This window comes from Halomonas sp. OfavH-34-E, assembly GCF_024124525.1.
In the GTDB taxonomy this organism is placed as follows: domain Bacteria; phylum Pseudomonadota; class Gammaproteobacteria; order Pseudomonadales; family Halomonadaceae; genus Halomonas; species Halomonas litopenaei.
Genome location: NZ_JAMXRY010000030.1, coordinates 39,658 through 61,927, shown reverse-complemented (window position 1 = coordinate 61,927; position 22,270 = coordinate 39,658). Strand labels below are relative to the sequence as shown.

The window sequence follows — 22,270 nt, the reverse complement described above, 5'->3', positions numbered from 1 at the left end:
GGGCCTGAGCTTTGTGGCCTGGCTGGCCTGGCGCCTGTTGACGGACGCAGGCGACTGGGGCACGGACCAGCGGCGCGAACCGCCGGGGCCCGCCACCGGCGCGCTGATGCAGTGGCTCAACCCCAAGGCCTGGATCGCCTCGTTGGCAGGGCTGGGACTGTTCACGGCGGGACGGGAAAGCGTCGATATCGCGCTTTTCACCCTGGTCTGGGGCAGCGTCTGTCTGGCGAGCGCCATCGGCTGGGCGTGGCTTGGTGGACACGCCCGGGGCTGGCTGTCGTGCGAGGCAAGACGGCGGGTCCTCCAGCGCCTGCTGGCGGCCTTGCTGATTTTTAGTGGCGCGCTGATGCTGCTGTGAGGCAGCTTGCGGGCACCGGTCCGACGGTCAGGCGCGCTGCTTAAGGTGCTGAATCTGACCCTTCAACGGGCCTGGCATCTGACCCTGCATCTGATCCTGCATATGACTCTGGATATAGTGCCCCGGAGTGGTGGCCAGCAGCTTCTTGAAGGTGCGTTGCAGGTGCGCCTGGTCGGCGAAGCCGCAGTCGTTGGCGACCGCAGCGATGGGATCGCCCCGTCGCAGTCGTTGCCTGGCGTGACGCACGCGCAGGTCGATCAGCGCCGCATGGGGCGTGGTGGCATAGTGACGTCGAAAGCCCGAAATCAGGCTGGTGGCGCGGCACTCGGCGGCGGCGCAGAGGTCGTCCAGGCGCAGCTCTTGCTGCCAGTCGTCGTGAAGACGCTCCCAGGCGCGCACCAGTCGCTCGGGAGGCGCGCCGTGTTCTGCCTCGCCTTGCGCCGGCAGGTCGAGCAGGCCTGTCAGGCGCTCGGCGAGCCGCTCAAGCACGGTCTCGCGCTCAAGCAGGCTGGCATCCCCATCGGCAAGGGCGTCGGTGGCGACGCGAATGACTTGGTGAAGGGCGGCGTCTTGCGTCGTCAGTGCCGAGAACACCGCACCGTCATCGCCGTCGAGGCCGCAGCGCTCGGTCAGCCAGGCGCTGTCCAGGTAGAGCATGTCGTAGCCCCAGTCTCGCTCGCTCAAGGCGTTGCAGGCGTGGACGTCGCCGGGGTTGATCAGCACCACGTCTCCCTGGCGCACCTCTAGGGTACGGTGGCGGTTGAGGAAGCTCGAGTGGCCCTGGACGATCGCGCCCAGCGAGTGGGTGTCGTGGCTGTGGGGTGCGTGGCTGAGCCGGTGCCCGCCCCTGACTCGGCGCGCCTCGACCTGGGGCATCCGCGGGTCGCGCAGGTAGCGGGAAAAGGTGGCAGCGATCCTGGGGGGCATGACGGTCTTCCTGGCAAGACGCCGTGGCTGCGTCGAGGTCTTCACTCTCGTCGATCCTGGGATGCCAGGCAAGAGACGCCTGCGCTGGATCAAGGGAGAGGGGAGTTTGTCAGGCATTTTTGGCGTCACAACCCTTGGCGAGGCCAAAGCCTGATAGCCGTCAACGAGGCCCGCGGGGGGCATTGTTAAGGTCTGTCATCTTTTTTCAAGGCGCGCTGTCAATTCGACGAACGGTCAAGGGGACTTGGCTCGGCGTCGGACAGCAGCGTCACCTCAGACATCGAGATCCTCATGACAGACACCGTGACGTCCACCCGGGAGGCCGGCGAGGCCCCCAGCTATCGCGAGATGCACCGCGATGCCAGCGAATTTGCCAGCCGTTCCGACTACCTCGAGCATGAACTCAAGAGCATGCGTCCCCGGCGCTATGGTCTTAATCTGATCGGCCGGGACTTCCACTTCGAACTCGAAGACCTGGTACCGGCGATTGCCGGCACCATCGGCATCATCGCCATGTACTCGGCGGTGATGATGTCCTGGGCCAATGGCCTGTCCGCCGCCTGGCCCGATGTCACCCTGGGGCGCGAGTTCGCCATCGCCGTCTCGCGTCTGGAGATGCTGTTGCCGGTCCTGCTGTTCTGCGTGCTGGGCTCGGGTATCTTCAATCCGCGTGCCAACCTGGCCGGCAATCACGGCCCGATGATTCCGCTGATCGCCAGCATGGCCCTTGCCGGTGCCCACCCGCTGGCCCTGGCGCTGTGGATCGGCGCCTTCGGCCTCGGCCTTTCCTGGGTCAAGGGCGGCTCGCGCCTGGTCAACCTGACCTCCCAGGGCACCGCCGGTGGTCTGCTGATCTTTCTCGGCTTTTCCGGCGCCATGAGCCAGATCGGTAGCCTCAAGGCGTGGGGCATGGGGCTCGAGGGCCAGATGGGTTACGTCGCCCTGGTGGTGCTGGCGGTCAATATCCTGCTGTACGCCGTGCTGGCGCGGCTGGGCAAGCGCTGGCTGGCGATTCCCGCCTGCGCGGTCACCGGCCTGGTGGTGGCGCTGGCGCTGGGAGCGGGCTTCGATCTCGAGTTCACCACCGAGACCGGCCTGCCGCCGCTCAGCCCGAGCTACTGGTGGGGCAGCACCGACCACGGCTGGATGCTGGGGCTGCCGAACATGCAGCACTTCATCGCCTCGCTGCCGTTCGCGATCCTGGCGGTTGCCATGTGGTCACCGGACTTTCTCGGTCATCGCATCTTCCAGGAGATGAACTATCCCAAGGGTACCGACCGGGTATTGATGGACGTCGACGACACCATGACGATGTGCTCGCTGCGTCAGGTGGTCGGTACCGCCCTCGGCGGTGGCAATATCACCTCGTCCTGGGGCACCTACATGATCCCGGCGGCCATCGCCAAGCGGCCGATTCCCGCCGGCGCCATTTTGCTGGGGCTGTTGACCATCGCCATCGCCATCCTCGGCTTTCCCATGGATGTGGCGGTGTGGCCGCCGGTGATGTGCGTGGCGCTTTTGGTCGGAGTCTTCCTGCCGATGCTCGAGGCCGGCGTGCAAATGATCAAGGAAAGCCGCGACGCCCAGGCCGCCGGCGTTTGCCTGTTCGCCGCGGCGGTCACCAACCCGGTGCTGGCCTGGGCGGTGACCATGCTGCTCGACAACAACGGCTGGATCGGTGATCGCGAACGCGCCACCCAGCTGTCGCTGGCCGACCGTCTGATCATCCCCGCCTCGGTGCTGGCGGTGTGTCTGTTCGCCATGCTGGCGGTGGGCATGTTCGAGGGACAGTACGGGATTCCCGCGCTGTTCTAGATCGAGCGCAAGTGCCATACGCAAGAGGCCGCCCAGGGGCGGCCTCTTGCGTTATTGGTGAGTCGGTCGAGACACTTCCCCGACCGGCTTGCTTGGTGCTGGCGACTGAATCTTCGGGTCTGCCGTCAGTCGAGGCGAAACAGTTAGAAGGGGCTCTCGGTTACGGCCATGGCAGCGTGACAGAGGGCACAACGTGATATATGGCGGCCCCCCTGAGTACGGAGGTCGATTCGCCTCTCCACGCAAGTGGCCCTTCCACCGGCAGGTATGGAGAGGCGCGCTCAGCAAGCGATGGCCTGAATGCCTTTTTTCTGGATGACTGCCAGTAGCCTCAGCGCGGGCCCTCCAGGACGCTTCACGCCGCGCTCCCAGTCTGAGACCAGGTTCTTGCTGACGTTGAGGTAGCGAGCGAAGACAGACTGAGAAAGATTTTCGCGCTCGCGCAGCGCTCTGATGGCGTCGGGGGAAATCATTTCTACCGTGGTGAGGCAGCTCTCATCGAAGTCGCGCATCGTTTGCTTGTCGACGGCGCCTACCTCGTGCAGAGCTTCCATGGTTTCATGGATCGCCGCCATCGCTTCGCTACGGTATTTCTTCGCCATCGTCTTCCACCTCCAAAAAATGCCCCTTATGAATCAACTCGACCAGGTGCTCTTCTGACAGCTCGAGGATGTGTTGGGCGGCCCGTTTGAACGCAACCTTTTCCTCGTCGCTGATATTGCTCTGTTGGCTCTTGGCGAAGCCGTAAACGAAGAAGGCTCGGTGTGCCTGGCGGTAGAGGATGATCGTGCGGTAGCCGCCTGACTTGCCTTGCCCGGGACGAGCCACCCGCTGCTTGATCACGCCTCCGCCCAGGTCAGCATCGATCAAGCCCCGTTCCGCTCGCTGGATAGCGTCGCGCAGCGCGGCGTCGTCAAGTTTCTGTTTTCTGGCGAAGCGTTCAAACCAGGCGTTCTTGAAGATCCTCACCGGCCGTGCCCTTGCCATTCGTAGTGTACTACATAGTGTGACATCATGCGGCCCGCAGCAACTGTCCTGCCTGCAGCAGGGCGTTGCAGGGCAGTGTCTCCTTTTCGATGCATAAGACTCGGGGCATCAAGCAGAAAAAGGGAAAGGCAGCGCGGCCGGACGATGTCCAGCCGCCGAGGGACGGCTGCGGAGGGACGGCTGCCATGACAGGCAGCCCCGAGGATCACTCTTCCGGCTGGTACTTGTAACCGACGCCGTAGACGGAGCGGATGATCTCCCGCTCGGGCCAGATATCGGCGATCTTCTTGCGCAGCTTCTTGATATGGCTGTCCACGGTGCGCTCGGAGACGATGCGGTGGTCGCGGTACATGTGGTCCATCAACTGCTCGCGGGCGAAGATTCGCCCCGGCGAGTGCATCATCACCTTGAGCAGCTGGAACTCCACCGCGGTGAGGCCAAGGTCCTGACCGTCGGCCAGGGCGCGCCAGCCGCTTTCGTCCAGCACCAGGTCGTGGTTGGCTTCGCTGTCCTGCTGGTGTGCCTGGCTGCGGCGCAGCACAGCCTTGACCCGGGCGACCACCTCGCGCGGGCTGAACGGCTTGCAGATGTAGTCGTCGGCACCCAGTTCGAGGCCCAGCAGGCGGTCGACCTCCTCGACTCGGGCGGTCAGCATCACCACCGCGATATCGGGCCAGCGCTGACGGATCTCGCGGCACAGGGTCAGGCCGTCGGTGCCAGGCAGCATCAGGTCCAGCAGCACCAGGCTGGGGCGTGACTCGGCCTCGCTGAGGTAGCCGACCACCTGGTCGCCGTGGTCGATATGGTGGGTGGCGTAGCCGCTACCCTCCAGGTAGTCCGCCACCAGACGGGCGATCTTGGGTTCGTCTTCGACGATCAGGATGTCGTCGAGACTGGCGTCGGTGTCGTTCATTCATCGTCCTCGTGCTGCTGATGGTCCGGCAGGGCCGGAAAACGCAGGGTCCAGCATAACCCGCCAAGCTCGGAAGGGGAGGGGCGCATGTCGGTGTCGTGGGCGCGGGCCAGGGCGGTGGCGATGGACAGCCCCAGGCCGCTGCCGCCGCTTGAGCGGTTGCGCGAGCCTTCCACCCGGTAGAGGCGTTCGGTCAGCCGCGGCAGTTCGTTGACCGGTACCCCGGGGGCGCTGTCTTCCCAGCGCAGCACCCAGTCGTCGGCCTCACGCCGCAGCGATACCTTGAGTCGCCCCGGCGCCTGGGTGTAGGCGCAGGTATTGTCAATCAGGTTGTTCCATAGCTGGCGCAGGCGCTGCAGGTCGCCGCGAATCCACGCCGGGCCCTGAATATCGTGCTCGAGGGTCAGGCCATGATCGGCAAGCCAGCCCTCGGCTTCGTCCAGCCGGGTGGCCAGTTGCTCGCCCAGGTCCAGCGGTGCGAGCTGGACTTCCAGTGCGCCGGCGTCGCTCTGGGACAGCAGGCGCAGGTCGGCGACCAGGCGCTCTAACTGGCCGACCTCCTGGGACAGCGAGCGCAGGTTGTCCTGGTCGAGGGCGCGAATGCCGTCCTGCATCGCTTCGATCTCGCCGCGCAGCACCGCCAGTGGGGTACGCAGCTCATGGGCGATGTCGGAAACCCAGCGGGTACGTGCCTCGCGGCTGGCTTCCAGGGTTTCCGCCAGCACATTGAAGTCGTGGGACAGGCTGGACAGCTCGTCGCGACCGCGCTCCGGCAGGCGGATGCTGTAGTCGCCCTCGGTCAGCCGGCGGGTGGCCAGTGCCATGCCGCGGGCGCGTCGGCCCATCCACCAGGACAGGGCGGCGGCCAGCAGCAGCGAGGTCAGCGCCAGGGCGATGACGATGATGGTCAGGTTGCGTTGCTGCTGGGCCAGAAACAGCCGGTCCATGCGTGCCATTAACTGCTCCGGCGGGCGATAGCCCAGGGTGCCGACCTGGCGGCCCGCGCTCATCACCGGCAGCCAGCGCAGCTCGGCGGCCATGTCGTCCTTGTCCGGGGGCAGGCCGATCACCGGCAGGCCGCTTTCGTCATGGAGCACGAAGTCCCTGGGATCGCCCAGGTCGCCTTCGATGCTCATCGGCGGCAGGTTGTCGCCGGGCCAAAGCTGGCGGCGTACCAGGTGGTGCCAGGCGCGCGGCGACTGGCGCAGCCACTGCCAGTTCTGGCGTCGCGCCCAGGCCTCGCCGAGGCCTTCCGCCAGGGTCTCGGCGCGCTGGGTCTGGGAGCGGTCGAGGTACTCGATGAAGCCCTGGTCGAGGCTGCGCGAAATCGCCACGAACACCAGCCCGGCGATGGCCACATTGACCACCAGGATGATGACGAAGAGCTTCAGACCCAAGCGTGAGAAGGCCGGGCGAAACAGGCGTTTCGCGGACATGCGACGATTCCTTGACCGAAATGGCGAAAAAGATGAACACAGCATGCCATCGTCGGCGCCAAAAAGGCGCCAATAACGGTGAAACCTTTGTGCAGCCTTCGCCGACGGATGAGTCGAGCGATCACCTCAGTCCGTAGCGGTCAGACCGTCAGGGACAGCTTTCCCCGATCAGCAGTCGCGTTCCCAATAGGCGGTTCTCGGCGGGTTCCAGACCCAGCACCATGCGCGCGGCGACGCGCCCCTTCTCGATGCTGTCTTGGCGCACGGTGGTCAGGCGCGGGGCGCGGTACTGGCCTTCTTCGATACCGTCGAAGCCGGTCAGGCGCAGGTCCTCGGGGACGCGGATGCCACGCTGTTCGGCCAGGGTCAGGACGGTCAGGGCGATGCGGTCGGACATGCACAAAAGCAGATCCGGGCGCTGTTCTGCCGGCAGGTCGAGGATCTCCTCGATCACCGTGGCGCAGACCGCGTGGGTGTTCTCGTCGATGTTCCACACCGGGACGCTGGTGGGGTCGATGTCGTGTTCGTCCAGGGCGCGGTGGAAACCGTCCAGGCGCGAGCGGGTGATGGTGCGATGGGCATCGAGACAGCGATGCTCGGCACTCACCGGGCCATTATAGGATTCATCGATCAAGCGCAGGCTGAGGATGCCGACCCGCCGTGGACGTTTTTTCAGTGCGTGGCAGGCGATGGCGTGGCAGGCCGGTTCGTTGTCGATATGGACGGTGGGGCGGGCATCGATATGGAAATCCACCCCGACCAGTGGACGCTGGGCCGGCAGCTCGTTGATCAGCCGATCCCCGGGCATCAGACCATAGACGACAAAGCCGTCGGCCATGCTGGCGGAGCCCGGGTGACAGAGTGCGTCGGCGTGACGGGGAGATTCGGGCTGACGTCCCGACAGCAGCAGCAGGGTGTGCCCGTGGGCGTCGAGCACCTCGGTGATGCCGGTCAGAAGCTCGCTTGAAACCGCGTCGTTGAGGCTGTAGGTCAGTGTCTCTGCCAGCACCACCGCGACGATGCGGGACTGCCCGGTGCGCAGGCTGCGGGCCCTGGCGTCGGGGCCGCGGTAGCCCAGGCGTCGGGCCTCCTCGAGGATGTGCTCGCGCAGGGCGCGAGACAACTGATCGGGGCGATTGAAGGCGTTGGAGACGGTGGCCGTAGAGACCCCAAGTCGCTGGGCCAGATTCTTCAGGGTGATGGGGCGGTCCTCAGGATTCACCACGGGCTTGTCTTCCTTGCTGCGTGCACTCGACAGCATAAAGCGCTGGGCCACCAGGCGTCACGGCTTGGCAGCACAACCGGGCATCTTATTCCAGCATCACAGCGCTACCGAAAAGCGCTGAATGAGTGGTTGTCGTGATCCGGCATCATAGGGCGACCATAAAGCGCTGAATGAGTGGTTGTCGCGATCCGGCATCATAGGGCGACCATAAAGCGCTGAATGAGTGGTTGTCGTGATCCGGCATCATAGGGCGACCATAAAGCGCTGAATGAGTGGTTGTCGTGACCCGGCATCATAGGGCGACCATAAAGCGCTGAATGAGTGGTTGTTGCGACCCGGCATCATAGGGCGACCAGAAACAGAATGAGTGGTGGTGACAGCAGCGACAGGATAAAGCCGCTGACCACGGCGATGGGCACGCAGCGCACGCCCCCGTGCTGCTGGATCACCGGCAGGGTGAAGTCCATCGAGGTGGCACCGCCATAACCGATCGCCAGGGGGGCGTAGCGTCGCATGACCAGCGGAATCAGCACGAAGGCCAGCAGTTCCCGGGTCAGGTCGTTGAAGAAGGCGACGCCGCCCAGAGCCGGCCCCAGGTGTTCGCCGATCAGAATGCCGGACAGCGAGTACCAGCCGAAGCCCGAGGCCATGGCCAGGCCCTCGTTCCAGGCGAGCCCGAGCATCGGTGCAGCGGCGAGTCCACCGATCAGCGAGCTTGCCGCCAGGGTCATGGCGATGAACAGGCCATGACGATTGAGAAGGATCTGTTTGAGCGGCATGCCGGAGTTGCGCAGCTGGCAGCCGATCAGCGCCAGCAATACGTAGAGCACCCATTCTGCCAGGTGTTCCGCCAGCTCGAAGGGCGTCGTCCCCCAGCGTCCCACCAGCATCAGCCCGATGACCAGTCCGGCGATCACCACCCCGACCAGTGACAACGAACCCGCCATGGCCGCCAGCTTGCTGGTCGGGGCGCCGTCGATCACGCGTTTTTCGCCAAGGTCCAGGCGCAGTCGACGCGACAGCCACCACAGGGCGGCCAGGTTGAAGGCCGAGATGACCACGAACAACAACAGCGCCTGGCCGCCCATGCGCGACAGCTGAGTGCCCAGGTCGGGCAGGCCCGCCAGGCTCACCCCCATCAACAGCAGGATCAGGTAGATCGATGCGCTGACGCCGCGATTGATCCAGGCCATGACGCTTGCGCGGCGTACCGGTACCAGATAGCCCAGCACCAGCGGCAGCAGCACGATCAACAGACCGGTGAACATGAACGAACTTCCTTGCTCGATGGAGGCGGTGCATGTCGGTCAGGCACCGCATCGATGAATTGCTGCGCTCGTGAGCCCGTCCGTCGAGGATGAGCAGGACAAATCGGTGGTCAACGGCGCGACCAAAAGCGCAATACTCTATGCAAGTTTCACAAGGGAGAAAAGACGACCAAAGCGTCAGTGGTCGGCAAGATCGGTGCCATACCTCAGACGTCGACAAGGCATCCTGGCAACGAGCCGCCGGCCTCGGCGGGGCGGAAGGCCAGATGGTGGTGAGGCAGGGCGGCTGAACGAGCGCCTGAACAAGCGGCCAAAAAGGCACCCGAAGAAGGGAAAAGCGAAGCAGCTTCAGTTGTTGGAAGTGGTCAAGGAGGTCAGGCTCAGCCGACTGACCCGCTCGCCGCGTTTGATGTAGTCCACCCCCAGCAGCAGGCCGGGCAGGTCCGGGTGGAAGGCCACGACCATGTGGCGGTCGTCCTTGCCGGGCTCGACCAGGCGGACCCGCAGGGCGTCCACCATGCGCCCGTTCACGTCGATGGCGGCGGTGGGCAGCGGGCTTGCGACCAGTGTCTCGATGTCGCCCTTGTGATCGAGATAGCGAATCTCGCAGCCGCTGGCGCAGCGCTCTCGCTGGACGCTACGTGACAGATCCACCAGAGCGGTCTGACGGTCGGGGTGACGCCGAAGCTGACGGTTGTCCAGGCGGTAGCTCTTGCCGATGCCCAGCAGACGATAGCCACTGGAATAGCCCAGCGCACGCAAGCCGTCGCCGTTCTCGGCGAAGCGCGCGGTTTCCTGACCTTCGGCGATGGCCACCTGGGCGCGCATGTCGCTGCGCCAGTGATCGCCTTCGCGGTACACCCGATGATGCACGGTGGCATCGGGCCAGCCATCCACCGACAGGTGGTAGCGGGCATCGAAGCTGGCCATCGATGCGGCTTGTGCTGCAAACGGCAGCAAGAACAGTAGCCATAGCAGCCCCGCCGCGAGGCGCGGGCGAAGAGACGGCGAGCGGTAGGCGATGGAGTTGCTGGGCATAGTAGCGTCCGCTGCTTGAGTGGCATATGGAAACGAGCTGTCACCTTGGGAGGCCGGTGCGCCCTGAAGGTTCCCCGGCGGGCTGGCAGAAGCACGGTCCAGTGGTTACGCTGCATTACAGCATGGTCGCCATCATGACCCTGCGCCGCCCCTCAATGACCAAGGAGTTTGCCACATGGCACGTTTGCTGCTGCTCGCGGGAGATTTTGTCGAGGACTACGAAATCATGGTGCCCTTCCAGGCCCTGCAGGCCATGGGACATCGTGTCGATGCGGTGTGCCCCGACAAGAAGGAAGGCGACAAGGTCAAGACCGCCATCCATGACTTCGAGGGCGACCAGACCTACACCGAAAAGGCCGGGCATCTGTTCGCGCTTAACGAGACCTTCGCCGACATCACCCTGGCCGACTACGACGCCCTGGTCATCCCCGGTGGGCGAGCGCCGGAGTACCTGCGCCTGGACGAGCGCGTGCTGGAAGTGGTGCGCCACTTCGTCGACAGCGAGAAGCCGGTGGCCGCTGTCTGCCACGGCGCCCAGCTTCTGGCGGCGGCGGTGTCACTGTCTGGGCATCGTATCTCGGCCTATCCCGCCTGCGCCCCCGAGGTACGCCTGGCGGGTGGCGAATTTGTCGACATCGAAGTCACCGACGCCATCACCTGCGGCAAGTTCGTGACCGCGCCTGCCTGGCCCGCGCACCCGGAGTGGCTGCGTCAGCTCAACGAATTGCTGTAGGCCCGCCAGTCCGGCCCCTTCTGGCCTGGGTACAGGCCCAGGCCAGGAGTGAGACCAGTCCCCCTGGAAACCTGGCCGCTGGGCTCTTGGCAGAAAGCCACTTGACGACGACTAGACGACTGGTCTAGTGTCTGGGGCATGACAACCAAGGCTCCTACACGTGACCTGTTGATACAGGTCGGCATGAACACCTTTGCCGAGCACGGCTATACGGCGACGGGCATCAATACGGTGCTCAAGGCTGCTGGCGTGCCCAAGGGTTCCTTCTACCACTACTTCTCCAGCAAGGAGGCCTTCGGCCTTGCCGTGGTCGAGGTGTTCGCCGAAGACTACGACGAGCGCTTCCAGGCGCTGCTGGTGAATTCCCACGACGCCCCCGTTGCGCGCCTGCGCCACTATTTTGAAGACGTGCGCCAGGCGATGGCCGAGTGCGGCCACACCCGGGGTTGCCTGATCGGTACCCTCGGCCAGGAAATGTCATCCCAGAGCGATTGCCTGCGCGATGCCCTGGACGCCATCTTCAAGCGCTGGGAAGGCTACTTCACCAGCTGCCTCAAGGAAGGCCAGGCCGACGGCAGCGTGCGTGACGACATCACGCCCCAGGCCATGGCGGCCTTTATTCTGGCGGGCTGGCAGGGGGCTCTGCTGCGCTCCAAGATGGCCAGAACCTGTGAGCCACTGACCGAATTCGAGAATACGTTACTGGCCTGTATCAAACGCTAACGCATCGAGGTGAAGGCGTGGCAGGGTGGGTCCTCTATTCCCCTGCCGTTTTCTTGGCCCTAAGTAATAATAGACTGGTCTATAAAACCCTCTATTTTTGTACAAAAGTGCTTGATATGTGATGCATGAATTGTACGGTAAGGGCTGAACATTCGCTAAGACGTTAGTCGAACACCTTGGGCAGCGGTTGGCGACGAGCCAACGAAGCGCCAGCCACCGTTCAGCCGTGCATCCTCGCTGAGGCCGCAGCGCCTCGTGGTATCAGCTTCACGACAGGAGGTTTCCATGAGCGAGCAAGATCCCCTCTTTACCCCGCAGGTCCTCGGTGACATCACCCTGCCTAATCGAGTGCTGATGTCGCCGCTGACCCGTTCTCGCGCGGCCCAACCGGGGGACGTGCCCCAGGCGATGAATGTCGAGTACTACCGTCAGCGGGCCGGCGCGGGCCTGATCCTGAGCGAGGCCACCCAGATCTCGCCCCAGGGCAAGGGTTACGCCTTTACCCCGGGCATCCATAGCCAGGAGCAGATCGCTGGCTGGCGCCGTGTCACCGACGCCGTGCATGACGCCGGCGGTCGTATGCACGCCCAGCTATGGCACGTGGGAAGAATCTCGCATCCGGAGCTGCAGCCCGGTGGCGCCGACCCGGTGGCGCCCTCGGCGATCAAGCCTGAAGGCGCCAAGACCTTCATCAGCGCCGAGTCCGGCATGGTGGAAGTGCCGACCCCGCGTGCGCTCGACACCGACGAGCTTCCAGGCATCGTCGAGCAGTACCGCCAGGCGGCGATCAACGCCCGCGAAGCCGGTTTCGACGGCGTCGAGGTGCACGCCGCCAACGGCTACCTGCTCGATCAGTTCATCAAGTCCGACAGCAACGCGCGCACCGATGCCTACGGTGGCAGCCTGGAAAACCGCCTGCGACTGCCTCTCGAAGTGGTGCGTGCGGTGGTCGACGTCTGGGGCAAGGGCCGTGTCGGGGTACGCATCAGCCCGACCGGCAGCTTCAACGATGTCCACGACCAGAAGCCCGAGGAGACCTTCCCGGCCTTCGCCGCCGCGCTCGACGAGATCGGCATCGCCTACCTCGAGGTCGTGGAGGATTCCTTCCAGGGCAACCACGAGAACGGTCGCCCCGAATCGATCATCAGCGCCATCCGTGAGCGCTTCAGCGGTGTCTATATCGCCAATGGCGCTTACACCGCAGAGGAAGCGCGTGAGCGCATCGCCGCCGGCAAGACCGATCTGGTGACCTTCGGGCGCCCCTTCATCGCCAATCCGGACCTGCCGGAGCGCTTTCGTCGCGGGGCAGAGCTCAATGAGCCGGACTACGACACCTTCTACGGCGGCGATGAAAAGGGCTATACCGACTACCCGTTTCTCGAAGATCGCTAGCGCTTGAAGATCGCTGGCGCGATGACATCTTTTTCTCGATGACCGCCAAGCGGTTCGCCGTCTTGCAAAAGTCATCGATCTGGAACATTTCAAGGGGCCTTGGAGGCCCGACAGGAGGACAGCATGGACGTGAACAACCTGAATACCGACGGTATCAAGGACAAGGTCGTGATCATCACCGGTGCCAGCAGTGGACTGGGTGAGGCCACCGCCAAGCGCCTGGCCAAGGGTGGCGCCCGCCTGGTGCTGGGCGCACGTCGCGAGGACCGCCTCAAGGCACTGTGCGACGACATCAAGGCAGACGGTGGCCAGGCCGTCTACCGTGTCACCGACGTGACCAGCCGTGAGCAGGTCGAGGCCCTGGCCAAGCTCGCCCGCGATGAATTCGGGCGTATCGACGTGCTGGTCAACAACGCCGGGCTGATGCCGCTTTCGCCGTTGGACAAGCTCAAGGTCGACGAGTGGGAGCAGATGGTCGACGTCAACATCAAGGGCGTGCTCTACGGTATCGCCGCTGTGCTGCCGACCATGCGCGAACAGCACGAAGGCCACGTGATCAATCTGTCTTCGGTCGCCGGGCATGTGGTGTTCCCCGCCGCGTCGGTCTATTGCGCGACCAAGTTCGCGGTCAAGGCGCTGACCGAGGGCCTGCGTCAGGAATCCAATGGCGAGATTCGCGCGACCAATATCTCGCCTGGCGCGATCGACACCGAATTGACCCGGACGATCAGCGATGATGAGACCGCCGAGGGGGTCAACGAGCTCTACACCCTGGCCATCGATGCCGATGCAGTGGCGCGGGCGATCGCCTTTGCGGTAGAGCAGCCGGGGGACGTCGACGTCAACGAACTGATCCTGCGGCCCACTCGCCAGGAGCTGTAAGGGCTGGCGTTCGACTGGCGTCGCCGTCCCGGGAGACGCCAGTCCGGCCGCGGCGCAATACGCCAGGTCGCTCCGAGGTGCTTCGTCTGACGCTATTTTTCGCTAGGCTTGTGTATCTTTACTGCATCAATGAACCCGGCGGTGCCGGGTGGTGCCCCACTCAACGAGAAGGAACATCATGAGCAACGATGCCGAGTATCAGCCGCCGAAGGTCTGGAAGTGGGAAGGTGAGAGTGGCGGCCATTTCGCCAGCATCAACCGTCCCATCGCCGGTGCGACCCACGACAAGGCGCTGCCGGTGGGCAAGCATCCGCTACAGCTCTACTCCCTGGCCACGCCCAACGGGGTCAAGGTCAATATCCTGCTCGAGGAACTGCTGGCGCAGGGCCACGATCAGGCCGAGTACGACGCCTGGCTGATCCGTATCGGCGAGGGCGACCAGTTCTCCAGCGGCTTCGTCGAGATCAACCCCAACTCCAAGATTCCGGCCCTGCTGGACCACACCACCACGCCGCCGACCCGGGTCTTCGAGTCGGGTTCGATCCTGCTCTACCTCGCCGAGAAGTTCGGCGCCTTCCTGCCGACCGAGCACAAGGCGCGTACCGAAGCGATGAGCTGGCTGTTCTGGCAGATGGGCTCGGCCCCCTACCTGGGCGGTGGTTTTGGCCACTTCTACGCCTACGCGCCGGAAAAGTACGAGTACCCGATCAACCGCTTCACCATGGAGACCAAGCGCCAGCTCGACGTGCTCGACCGGCATCTGGCCGAGCACGAGTACCTGGCCGGTGACGAGTACAGCATCGCCGACATGGCGACCTTCGCCTGGTACGGTCAGCTTGCTCTGGGGCGTCTGTACGACGCGGCGGAGTTCCTGTCCGTGCACGAGTACGAGCACGTCCAGCGCTGGGCCAAGGCCATCGATGCGCGCCCGGCGGTACAGCGTGGACGCATGGTCAACCGCACCTTCGGTGAGCCCGAAGAGCAGCTCCATGAGCGTCACGACGCCAGCGATTTCGAACTGCGTACCCAGGACAAGATCGGCGACGACGCTTGATCCTTTGAACGACAATCTGTCGTTTCAGCACCGACAAGGGCGCCTCCGAGGAGGCGCCCTTTTTTTGTGAATCAATCTGGGGCTTGATCCGGGGGCGGGCCTGGAACGCGAGACGATCGCCGCCTCGTTCCTTACCGGCCCTCGCTGGCACTTGCCGGCTCCTGGGTCAGTAGCCCGCGTCGGGGTCGACGGTCTCGATGTCCTCGCCCTTGTCCAGGGCGTCGAGGCTTGCAGCGACCTGATCGAGCGCTTCGCTCAACGGTGTCGGTCCCGCCATGTGAGGGGTGACGACGACCCGCGGGTGGCGCCACAGCGGGCTGGATTGCGGCAGCGGCTCTGTCGGGAAGGCATCGAGCAGCGCGCCCCGGAGGCGACCTTCCTGGCGCTGGTCCTTGTAGCCCAGCGCTGCGAGCAGGGCATCCTCGTCGATCAGGGTGCCGCGCCCGGGGTTGATCAGGCTGGCTCCCTCGCGCATCTTGCCGAGTGTCTCGGCGTTGATGATGTGGCGGGTCGAGGAGGTATCGGGCAGCAGCAGCACCAGGGTCTTCACCCGCGACAGGAGCCGGTCGAGCCCTTCGTCACCGCTCAGACATTCGATGCCGTCGATATCCTTGTGCGAGCGACTCCAGCCGAGCACCGGGAAGCCGTCGGCGGCGATGGCCCGGGCCACCTTGGCGCCGATGGCGCCGAGGCCGAGCACGCCCACCGGCCAGTCCGGCTTGTCGATCACCTCGTGCTCACGCCACTCGCACTGCTGCTGCTGGCGAGCGTAGCGGTCGAAGTCGCGCTGGAAGTGGAAAAGACCGTAACGCACGTAATCGGCGATCAGCTCGGCCATGCCAGCGTCACGCAACTTGACGATGGGAACGTCGCGAGGCAGGGCCGGGTTGCCGAGCAGGGCGTCGACGCCGGCCCCCAGGTTGACGATGCCCTTGAGTCCGGTGCACTCCCGCAGCAGCGTCTCGTCTGGCTTCCAGGCAGCCAGGAAGTCCGCCTGGGCGCGCTGCTCGCGGTCGGCCTCCTGACTCTTCCAGATGGTGGCCTGGGGCAGCCGCTCGCTTAGCGCCTGCTGCCACTGGTCAGCCTGGTCGGTGTGTACGATCACCTTCATGACAATTCCGCTCCGGTCGAATGAATGGGGTTCAGTAGACAATCTGCATCATGGGCGGCGGAGCGTCATCCAGCAGGCTGGCAAGGCGCTTGAGGCCGTCCTCGAGACGTTCGATCTCGGGCTCCGCGCCGAGGCTCAGGCGCACTCGGCGTGGCGCCGGACTCTGTTCGACCATGAAGGGGGTCGCGGTGGTGATGGCCACCCCTTCCTGTTCGGCCAGCTGCTGGAGTTCCTCGGCCCGCCAGCTACCCGGCAGCGACAGCCAGACGTGCAGGCTGGTGGGGCGGGAGGCCCTGCCATGGCTGTGCAGGATGCGTGCGGCGAGCTGCTGGCGCTCTGCCAGCAGTTCGCGTTGCTGCTGAGCCATGCGCTCGATGGTGCCGTCCTCCAGCCATAGATTGGCGACCTCGAAGCATAGCGGTGTGGCCATCCAGGAGGTCGCCCGCAGGCGGGGCAGGGTGTGGTGCAGCTGACTGCGTGGCACCGTCAGATAGCCGGCGCGAAGCCCAGGCAGGGTGGCCTTGGTCAGACTGGTGACGTGGAACGCATGGGAAGGGATGCGCGCGCTGATCGGCATCAGCGGCTCGGGCTCGAGCAGGGTGTGGACGTCATCCTCGATCAGCCACACCCCGTGGCGCTCCAGAATGGCGGCGATCTCGTCGCGGCGCCTCTCGTCCAGGGTGGCCCCGGTGGGATTGAGCTGGCACGAGGTCAGGCACACGGCGCGCGGTTTGAAGCGATGACAGGCGGCGTCGAGGGCGTCGGGTACGATGCCCTGGCTATCGATGGTGACGCCACGCAGCTGGAAGCCCAGGGTGCGAGACAGGGCGATCAGGCCATGGTCGGTCAGTGCCTCGGTCAGGACCAGGTCGCCGTGCTGTACCACGCTGGAAATCGCCAGCATGATGCCGTGGGCGCCACCGTTGGTCAGGATGCGGTCGTCCGCTTCACCGGGCATGCCCAGGCGCTCGTTCAGCCACCAGCTGGCGCGTTCGCGCTGATGGGGCAGGCCGGCGATCGGCCGGCAGGCGGTGAAGACGTCGGGATGTGCGCTGTCGGCCAGCGTTCTCAGGGCATCGCGAAAGTGCTGGTCATGGCTTGGGGGACAGACCGGATGGGCGATCGACAGGTCGATCACCGCCTGTTCGGTTCGCGGCTCGCCGGCCCTCAGGTAGGCGGATTCGCGGTTGTCATCGAGGGCGTTGATCCAGGTGCCGCTGCCGACCCTGGCCTGCACCAGGCCCATCTTTTCTGCCTGTGAATAGGCCCGTGACACCGTCTGGACGCTGACGCCTATGTGCTCCGCCAACTGTCGATGGGGCGGCAGCCGGGTGCCTGGCGTAAGCTCACCGGAACGGATCGCGCGAGAAAGTGCCCGCGCAATCGCAAGATACTTGGGTTGGCTATCGTCCAGATATGGCAGCAGGTCAATTGTCATGATCCAATAAAGCCTTTGACCGGTAGCTTATTCGTAGTGCTAGTATCAGCAAGACGGCATTGATCAGTCATTGTCATGACGTTGTTAAGAGCTTCTCATGACAATTGTGACCTGTCAGCACGCTACAGGGGATGCAATGTCGCTTCAAGGGCGCGCCGGACTCCAATGAGTCCGGTTTTTCGGTGATGACACTGTGTGGCGAGTGGTTTCATGATTCAGGTATCCCTGCCGTTCACTCGTGAGGAATACGCTCAGCGCCTGCGAAAGGTGCGTGCCGAGATGGCCATGCGAGGCATCGATGTGCTGATTGTCAGCGATCCCTCCAATATGGCCTGGCTGACCGGCTATGACGGCTGGTCGTTCTATGTCCATCAGTGCGTACTGGTGGGGCTCGAAGGCGAGCCCGTGTGGTACGGACGACGTCAGGACAGCAATGGTGCCCTGCGTACCTGCTGGATGGACCCTGACAATATCACCTACTACCCCGACTACTATGTCCAGAATCCCGAGATGCATCCGATGGAGTATCTGGCACAGTCGATCATGCCGGATCGCGGCTGGTGCGAAGGGGTCGTGGGCATGGAGATGGACAACTACTACTTCTCCGCCAAGGCCTACCAGAGCCTGATCAAGGAGATGCCCCACGCGCGCTTCCAGGATGCCAACGCGCTGGTCAACTGGTGCCGGGCGATCAAGTCACCGCGTGAAATCGAGTACATGCGCATCGCCGCGCGTATCGTCGAGGGCATGCACTCGCGCATCCTCGAGATGATCGAGCCGGGCCTTGCCAAGTCCAAGCTGGTCTCCGAGATCTATCGGGTCGGCATCGAGGGCTGGACCGACAGCGAAGGGCGCGTCTACGGTGGCGACTATCCCGCCATCGTGCCGCTGCTGCCCACCGGCAGCGACGCAGCTGCCCCCCACCTGACCTGGGACGACACGCCGTTTCGCGAAGGCGAGGGCACCTTCTTCGAGATCGCTGGCTGCTACAAGCGCTACCACTGCCCGTTGTCGCGCACGGTGTTTCTCGGCAAGCCGCCGCGGGATTTCGTGCGTGGCGAGTCGGCACTGCTCGAAGGCATCGAGAAAGGCCTGGCCGTGGCCAAGCCGGGCAACCGGACCGCGGACATCGCCCTGGCGCTCGGCGCGGCCATGGACAAGTACGGCTTCGACCGAGGCGGTGCGCGCTGTGGTTATCCCATCGGCATCAGCTACCCGCCGGACTGGGGCGAGCGCACCATGAGTCTGCGTCCGTCTGACGAGACCATCCTGCAACCGGGCATGACCTTCCACTTCATGCCCGGGATGTGGATGGACGACTGGGGGCTCGAGATCACCGAGAGCATCCTGATCACCGAAAATGGCGCCGAGCCGCTGGCGGAGTTTCCGCGACAGCTGTTCGTCAAGTAGGCCGGGGTTAGCTGAGCAGGGCTTGTCGATCAGGCCCTGTTGACTAGCCCTGTTGATTAGCCCCATGTGATCGGCCCTGTTGATTAGCCTTCTGTGATCGGCCCGGTGTGATCGGTCCTCGGTGACCGACGTTGCCCATCACCACTACAATCAAACCTGACCGTTGTCCCTGTTTCTGGAGTCACCATGAGCAAGCGCAAGAGCCCCATCTCCGCCACCGTCGACTTCGACGCCCAGGGTGTGCAGCACGGCTTTCTGAAACTGCCCATTTCCAATGACGAGTCCGCCTGGGGCGCGGTGATGATCCCGGTGACCGTGATCGCCAACGGCGAAGGCCCCACCGCCCTGCTGACCGGTGGCAATCATGGCGACGAGTACGAGGGGATCACCGCGCTGCAGAAGCTCTCGACCTCGCTCAAGGCCGAAGACGTCAAGGGACGGGTGATCATCGTACCGATGATGAACACCCCGGCGGCCCAGGTCGGCCGTCGCACCTCGCCGATGGACGGTGGCAACCTGAACCGCAGCTTCCCCGGTGACCCGGACGGCAGCGTGACCGAGAAGATCGCCGACTACTTCACCCGGGAGATGGTGCCCATGGCCGACGTGGTGCTGGACCTCCACTCCGGCGGCCGCACCCTGGACATCATTCCCTTCGGCGCCTCCCACGTGCTCGACAACCCCGAACAGCAGCGTCAGGCGCTGGAAGGGGCCAAGGCCTTCGGCGCGCCCTATGCGATGATGATGTTCGAGCTGGACGCCGCGGCGCTGTTCGACACCGTGGTGGAGAACCAGGGCAAGATCTTCATTGCCACCGAACTCGGGGGCGGCGGCACCTCCACGCCGGAGAGCCTGGCCATCACCGAGCGCGGCATCGACAATGTGCTGATCCATTTCGGGCTCAAGGACGGCGAGGTGGCCATGCCCGAGACCCAGGTCTATCTCGATATGCCGGATGCCAGCTGCTATGTGCAAAGCGAGCACACCGGGCTGCTGGAGTTGACCTACGCCCTCGGCGACAGCATTGCCAAGGGAGACGTGATCGCCCGGGTCTACGACATGACCCGCAGCGGCGCCGAGCCGATCGAGTACCGTGCCGAGCGTGATGGTATCCTGGCGGCTCGACGCTTCCCCGCCCAGGTGAACATGGGCGACACCATCGCCGTCATCGCCGAGGTGGTCGAGACCCTGGGCGACTGAACGGGCCAGGGCTCGGGATGCCGTCTTGCCCGAGCCCGCCCGCCGTTTCTCGTCATCAGCGCCCCGCCGAGAGCCTCTCGCGGGGCGGTCCCGTTCAACCACACAAGCCCGGCCATGAAACTCGACCGCTACGACCTCAAGATCCTCTCCATCCTGTCCCGCGACGGCCGCATCACCAAGTCCCGCCTGGCCGAGGCCATCAACCTGTCGGTGAGCCCCTGCTGGGAGCGCGTCCGCCGCCTCGAGAAGGCCGGCATCATCGAAGGCTACTGCGCCCGGATCAACGCAAGCGCCCTGGTCCGGCGTACCCCGGTGTGGGTTCAGATCGAACTCAAGGCCCACAATGCCGAAAGCTTCCAGCGTTTCGAGTCGCTGGTGCATGCCACCGACGCGGTCACCGAGTGTGTGGCGGTGGGCGGGGGAGTCGACTATCTGATCAAGGTCGAGTCCGAGACCATCGACGCCTACCAGCGCTTGATCGACGACTGGCTGACCTCGGATGTCGGCATCGAGCGTTACTTCACCTATATCGTCACCAAGACGGTCAAGGCTCCTCGCGAGGGAGTCGATATCGACGAGCTGGCCAACGGGGCGCTCTGAGCGCCATCGGCACAGGCCCGGAAGTTCTTGTCGGCTTGCAGGTTTTTGCTAAAACAGGCGTTGCAGAAAAAACCGCGTTTTCACGGTTCTGGACAAAAAAAACGCCATCGACAGACGGGCGCTTCAAAAAGTCCGACCCTGGCTTCTCCCTTACCATGACGGCAGTACATGGCGCTGGCCATGACGTCGTTTTCGTGTTCCGCACCCCCTGACCTTGCGGCGGGACACACTTGGGGAGGTAGTGTCATGAAACTCAGCGATCCGCGCCTGTTCCGTCAGTACGCCTACATCGGCGGCAAGTGGACCCACGGTGACGAAGGCCGCGAGGAAGCGGTGATCAACCCCGCCAATGGCGAGGTGATCGGCCATATCCCGCTGCTCGAGCCCGAGCAGATCCGCGCCAGTGTCGACGTCGCCGACGAGGCCTTTGCCCAGTGGCGGGCGCTGCGCGCCGACGAGCGTTGCGAGCGGCTGCTGGCCTGGTACGACCTGCTGCAGGCCCATCGCGAGGATCTGGCCACCATCATGACGCTGGAGCAGGGCAAGCCGATGCCCGACGCCCGTGGCGAGGTCGAGTACGGCGCCAGCTTCGTGCGCTGGTTCGCCGAGGAAGGCAAGCGTACCTACGGCGAGACCATCCCCAGCCACATCCCCAATGCGGCGCTGGGCACCATCAAGGAGCCGGTGGGCATTGCGCTTCTGATCACGCCGTGGAACTTCCCGCTGGCGATGATCACCCGCAAGGCCGCCGCCGCCATGGCCGCTGGCTGTCCGGTGATCGTCAAGCCGGCCAACGAGACCCCGTTCTCGGCGCTGGCGCTGGCGGAGCTGGCCGAGCGTGCCGGTATTCCGGCGGGCATCTTCAATGTGGTGCTGGGCGACGCCGCCCAGGTGTCCTCGCTTTTGTGTGCCGAGGATCGCGTCAAGGCGGTATCCTTCACCGGCTCGACCCGGGTCGGCCGCCTGCTGCTCGAACAGTCGGCGCCCACGGTCAAGCGTGTATCCATGGAGTTGGGCGGCAATGCGCCCTTTATCATCGGCCCCGACATGGACCCCAAGGAAGCGGCCCTGGCCGCGGTGGCGGCCAAGTTCCAGACCGCCGGTCAGGACTGCCTGGCGGCCAACCGCATCCTGGTCCACGAGTCGATCCACGACGCCTTTATCGAGCATTTCACCGAGCGCATGGCCGCGCTGACCGTGGGCAACGGCATGGAAAGTGAAGTCGATCTCGGCCCGCTGATTCACCGCCGGGCGGTGGAAAATGCCCGCGCCACGGTGGATGACGCCCTGTCGAAGGGTGCCACCCTGGTGGCCGGAGACCAGTCCCAGGCGCCGGGCGAGAACTTCTTCATGCCGGTGCTGCTGACCGGGGTGACCCAGGACATGCAGGTGTGGCGTCAGGAGTGCTTCGCGCCGGTGGCCGGTGTCACCGCCTATCGCGATGACGACGAGGTGATCGCCCTGGCCAACGATACCGAGTATGGTCTTGCCGCCTACGTCTACACCCACGATATTCGCCGCATCTGGAAGCTGTTGCGGGCGCTGGAGTTCGGCATGGTATCGGTCAACTCGGTGAAGATGACCGGCCCGCCGGTGCCCTTCGGCGGCGTCAAGCAGTCCGGCCTTGGCCGCGAAGGCGGCGCGACCGGCATCGACGAGTATCTGGAAACCAAGTACTACTGCCTCGGCGCCCTGGGCTCCGTCTCCGGCAGCTGATGCCCTGAAGGGCAGTGATCGCCGGCCCGACTGCGGACCGGCCA

General features: G+C 64.6%; 20 protein-coding genes and 1 pseudogene. 11 read left to right on the top strand and 10 right to left on the bottom strand.

The window, feature by feature from the left end:
* A pseudogene (locus tag NH448_RS14145) lies at window positions 1–358 on the top strand (hypothetical protein); the annotation flags it as partial.
* Between the two features lie 27 nt (window positions 359–385).
* On the opposite strand, the gene NH448_RS14140 reads toward NH448_RS14145, so the two are convergent.
* Complete coding sequence (locus NH448_RS14140; RefSeq protein WP_045994068.1) at window positions 386–1,285, bottom strand: AraC family transcriptional regulator; 900 nt, start codon at window positions 1,283–1,285, stop codon at window positions 386–388.
* A gap of 291 nt (window positions 1,286–1,576) precedes the next feature.
* Between NH448_RS14140 and NH448_RS14135 the strand changes: the two genes are divergently transcribed.
* Window positions 1,577–3,100, top strand: coding sequence for a DUF3360 family protein (locus NH448_RS14135; RefSeq protein ID WP_253028908.1), 1,524 nt, complete (start codon window positions 1,577–1,579; stop codon window positions 3,098–3,100).
* 281 nt (window positions 3,101–3,381) lie between these two features.
* Here the strand turns inward: NH448_RS14135 and NH448_RS14130 are convergent, their stop codons facing one another.
* The 7 genes from NH448_RS14130 to NH448_RS14100 all read right to left on the bottom strand — a co-directional run bounded on the left by NH448_RS14130 (window position 3,382) and on the right by NH448_RS14100 (window position 9,967).
* A complete protein-coding gene (locus tag NH448_RS14130; RefSeq protein ID WP_108132465.1) occupies window positions 3,382–3,702 on the bottom strand; it encodes a DNA-binding transcriptional regulator in 321 nt (106 codons plus the stop codon).
* Window positions 3,683–4,069, bottom strand: coding sequence for a type II toxin-antitoxin system RelE/ParE family toxin (locus tag NH448_RS14125; protein ID WP_222570123.1), 387 nt, complete (start codon window positions 4,067–4,069; stop codon window positions 3,683–3,685). The genes NH448_RS14130 and NH448_RS14125 overlap by 20 nt, the downstream gene beginning before the upstream one ends.
* 223 nt (window positions 4,070–4,292) lie before the next feature.
* Window positions 4,293–5,000 (bottom strand): response regulator, encoded by a 708-nt coding sequence (locus NH448_RS14120; protein WP_045994066.1) that lies wholly within the window; start codon window positions 4,998–5,000, stop codon window positions 4,293–4,295.
* A complete protein-coding gene (locus NH448_RS14115; protein ID WP_045994065.1) occupies window positions 4,997–6,436 on the bottom strand; it encodes an ATP-binding protein in 1,440 nt (479 codons plus the stop codon). The genes NH448_RS14120 and NH448_RS14115 overlap by 4 nt, the downstream gene beginning before the upstream one ends.
* Before the next feature lie 148 nt (window positions 6,437–6,584).
* Window positions 6,585–7,712 (bottom strand): LacI family DNA-binding transcriptional regulator, encoded by a 1,128-nt coding sequence (locus tag NH448_RS14110; protein WP_231498612.1) that lies wholly within the window; start codon window positions 7,710–7,712, stop codon window positions 6,585–6,587.
* Between the two features lie 290 nt (window positions 7,713–8,002).
* Entirely contained in the window at window positions 8,003–8,929 is a 927-nt protein-coding gene (locus tag NH448_RS14105; protein ID WP_222570125.1) for a lysine exporter LysO family protein, read from the bottom strand.
* Between the two features lie 348 nt (window positions 8,930–9,277).
* Complete coding sequence (locus NH448_RS14100; RefSeq protein ID WP_253028907.1) at window positions 9,278–9,967, bottom strand: hypothetical protein; 690 nt, start codon at window positions 9,965–9,967, stop codon at window positions 9,278–9,280.
* 175 nt (window positions 9,968–10,142) lie between these two features.
* On the opposite strand from NH448_RS14100, the gene NH448_RS14095 reads away from it, so the two are divergent.
* The 5 genes from NH448_RS14095 (at window position 10,143) to yghU (ending at window position 14,751) form a co-directional block, all read left to right on the top strand.
* Window positions 10,143–10,700 carry a DJ-1/PfpI family protein gene (locus NH448_RS14095; RefSeq protein WP_045992037.1) on the top strand — a complete coding sequence of 186 codons (558 nt, stop codon included), beginning with the start codon at window positions 10,143–10,145 and terminating at the stop codon, window positions 10,698–10,700.
* A gap of 138 nt (window positions 10,701–10,838) precedes the next feature.
* Window positions 10,839–11,423, top strand: a complete 585-nt coding sequence (locus NH448_RS14090; protein ID WP_108132469.1) for a TetR/AcrR family transcriptional regulator — start codon at window positions 10,839–10,841, stop codon at window positions 11,421–11,423.
* Between the two features lie 285 nt (window positions 11,424–11,708).
* The gene (locus NH448_RS14085; protein ID WP_045992035.1) at window positions 11,709–12,815 is read left to right on the top strand and encodes an alkene reductase; all 1,107 of its coding nucleotides are present in this window, start codon (window positions 11,709–11,711) and stop codon (window positions 12,813–12,815) included.
* Between the two features lie 123 nt (window positions 12,816–12,938).
* Window positions 12,939–13,697: an SDR family oxidoreductase gene (locus tag NH448_RS14080; RefSeq protein WP_045992034.1), complete on the top strand. Its 759-nt coding sequence runs from the start codon at window positions 12,939–12,941 to the stop codon at window positions 13,695–13,697.
* Between the two features lie 178 nt (window positions 13,698–13,875).
* Complete coding sequence (gene yghU / locus NH448_RS14075; RefSeq protein WP_253028906.1) at window positions 13,876–14,751, top strand: glutathione-dependent disulfide-bond oxidoreductase; 876 nt, start codon at window positions 13,876–13,878, stop codon at window positions 14,749–14,751.
* A gap of 166 nt (window positions 14,752–14,917) precedes the next feature.
* On the opposite strand, the gene NH448_RS14070 is transcribed toward yghU, so the two are convergent.
* The gene (locus NH448_RS14070) at window positions 14,918–15,862 is read right to left on the bottom strand and encodes a glyoxylate/hydroxypyruvate reductase A (protein WP_253028905.1); all 945 of its coding nucleotides are present in this window, start codon (window positions 15,860–15,862) and stop codon (window positions 14,918–14,920) included.
* 31 nt (window positions 15,863–15,893) lie between these two features.
* The gene (locus NH448_RS14065; protein WP_045992031.1) at window positions 15,894–17,300 is read right to left on the bottom strand and encodes a PLP-dependent aminotransferase family protein; all 1,407 of its coding nucleotides are present in this window, start codon (window positions 17,298–17,300) and stop codon (window positions 15,894–15,896) included.
* A 210-nt stretch (window positions 17,301–17,510) separates the two neighbouring features.
* Here NH448_RS14065 and doeA point away from each other — a divergent pair, with 210 nt between their 5' ends.
* From doeA to NH448_RS14045, 4 genes are all read left to right on the top strand, one after another.
* Window positions 17,511–18,710 carry an ectoine hydrolase DoeA gene (doeA, locus tag NH448_RS14060; protein ID WP_045992030.1) on the top strand — a complete coding sequence of 400 codons (1,200 nt, stop codon included), beginning with the start codon at window positions 17,511–17,513 and terminating at the stop codon, window positions 18,708–18,710.
* A gap of 186 nt (window positions 18,711–18,896) precedes the next feature.
* Window positions 18,897–19,910, top strand: coding sequence for a N(2)-acetyl-L-2,4-diaminobutanoate deacetylase DoeB (gene doeB, locus NH448_RS14055; protein WP_045992029.1), 1,014 nt, complete (start codon window positions 18,897–18,899; stop codon window positions 19,908–19,910).
* 114 nt (window positions 19,911–20,024) lie between these two features.
* Window positions 20,025–20,510: an Lrp/AsnC family transcriptional regulator gene (locus NH448_RS14050; RefSeq protein ID WP_045992028.1), complete on the top strand. Its 486-nt coding sequence runs from the start codon at window positions 20,025–20,027 to the stop codon at window positions 20,508–20,510.
* Between the two features lie 246 nt (window positions 20,511–20,756).
* Complete coding sequence (locus NH448_RS14045) at window positions 20,757–22,226, top strand: NAD-dependent succinate-semialdehyde dehydrogenase (RefSeq protein ID WP_045992027.1); 1,470 nt, start codon at window positions 20,757–20,759, stop codon at window positions 22,224–22,226.
* Window positions 22,227–22,270 lie beyond the last annotated feature (44 nt).

What these genes read in the sequence shown, in the direction of transcription:
- NH448_RS14065 (WP_045992031.1), bottom strand. Translation starts at nt 17,300, where the DNA reads ATGACAATTGACCTGCTGCCATATCTGGACGATAGCCAACCCAAGTAT.
- NH448_RS14120 (WP_045994066.1), bottom strand. Translation starts at nt 5,000, where the DNA reads ATGAACGACACCGACGCCAGTCTCGACGACATCCTGATCGTCGAAGAC.
- NH448_RS14080 (WP_045992034.1), top strand. Translation starts at nt 12,939, where the DNA reads ATGGACGTGAACAACCTGAATACCGACGGTATCAAGGACAAGGTCGTG.
- NH448_RS14135 (WP_253028908.1), top strand. Translation starts at nt 1,577, where the DNA reads ATGACAGACACCGTGACGTCCACCCGGGAGGCCGGCGAGGCCCCCAGC.
- NH448_RS14105 (WP_222570125.1), bottom strand. Translation starts at nt 8,929, where the DNA reads ATGTTCACCGGTCTGTTGATCGTGCTGCTGCCGCTGGTGCTGGGCTAT.
- NH448_RS14130 (WP_108132465.1), bottom strand. Translation starts at nt 3,702, where the DNA reads ATGGCGAAGAAATACCGTAGCGAAGCGATGGCGGCGATCCATGAAACC.
- NH448_RS14045 (WP_045992027.1), top strand. Translation starts at nt 20,757, where the DNA reads ATGAAACTCAGCGATCCGCGCCTGTTCCGTCAGTACGCCTACATCGGC.
- NH448_RS14070 (WP_253028905.1), bottom strand. Translation starts at nt 15,862, where the DNA reads ATGAAGGTGATCGTACACACCGACCAGGCTGACCAGTGGCAGCAGGCG.
- NH448_RS14085 (WP_045992035.1), top strand. Translation starts at nt 11,709, where the DNA reads ATGAGCGAGCAAGATCCCCTCTTTACCCCGCAGGTCCTCGGTGACATC.
- NH448_RS14090 (WP_108132469.1), top strand. Translation starts at nt 10,839, where the DNA reads ATGACAACCAAGGCTCCTACACGTGACCTGTTGATACAGGTCGGCATG.
- NH448_RS14050 (WP_045992028.1), top strand. Translation starts at nt 20,025, where the DNA reads ATGAAACTCGACCGCTACGACCTCAAGATCCTCTCCATCCTGTCCCGC.
- doeB (WP_045992029.1), top strand. Translation starts at nt 18,897, where the DNA reads ATGAGCAAGCGCAAGAGCCCCATCTCCGCCACCGTCGACTTCGACGCC.
- NH448_RS14095 (WP_045992037.1), top strand. Translation starts at nt 10,143, where the DNA reads ATGGCACGTTTGCTGCTGCTCGCGGGAGATTTTGTCGAGGACTACGAA.
- NH448_RS14140 (WP_045994068.1), bottom strand. Translation starts at nt 1,285, where the DNA reads ATGCCCCCCAGGATCGCTGCCACCTTTTCCCGCTACCTGCGCGACCCG.
- NH448_RS14115 (WP_045994065.1), bottom strand. Translation starts at nt 6,436, where the DNA reads ATGTCCGCGAAACGCCTGTTTCGCCCGGCCTTCTCACGCTTGGGTCTG.
- doeA (WP_045992030.1), top strand. Translation starts at nt 17,511, where the DNA reads ATGATTCAGGTATCCCTGCCGTTCACTCGTGAGGAATACGCTCAGCGC.
- yghU (WP_253028906.1), top strand. Translation starts at nt 13,876, where the DNA reads ATGAGCAACGATGCCGAGTATCAGCCGCCGAAGGTCTGGAAGTGGGAA.
- NH448_RS14100 (WP_253028907.1), bottom strand. Translation starts at nt 9,967, where the DNA reads ATGCCCAGCAACTCCATCGCCTACCGCTCGCCGTCTCTTCGCCCGCGC.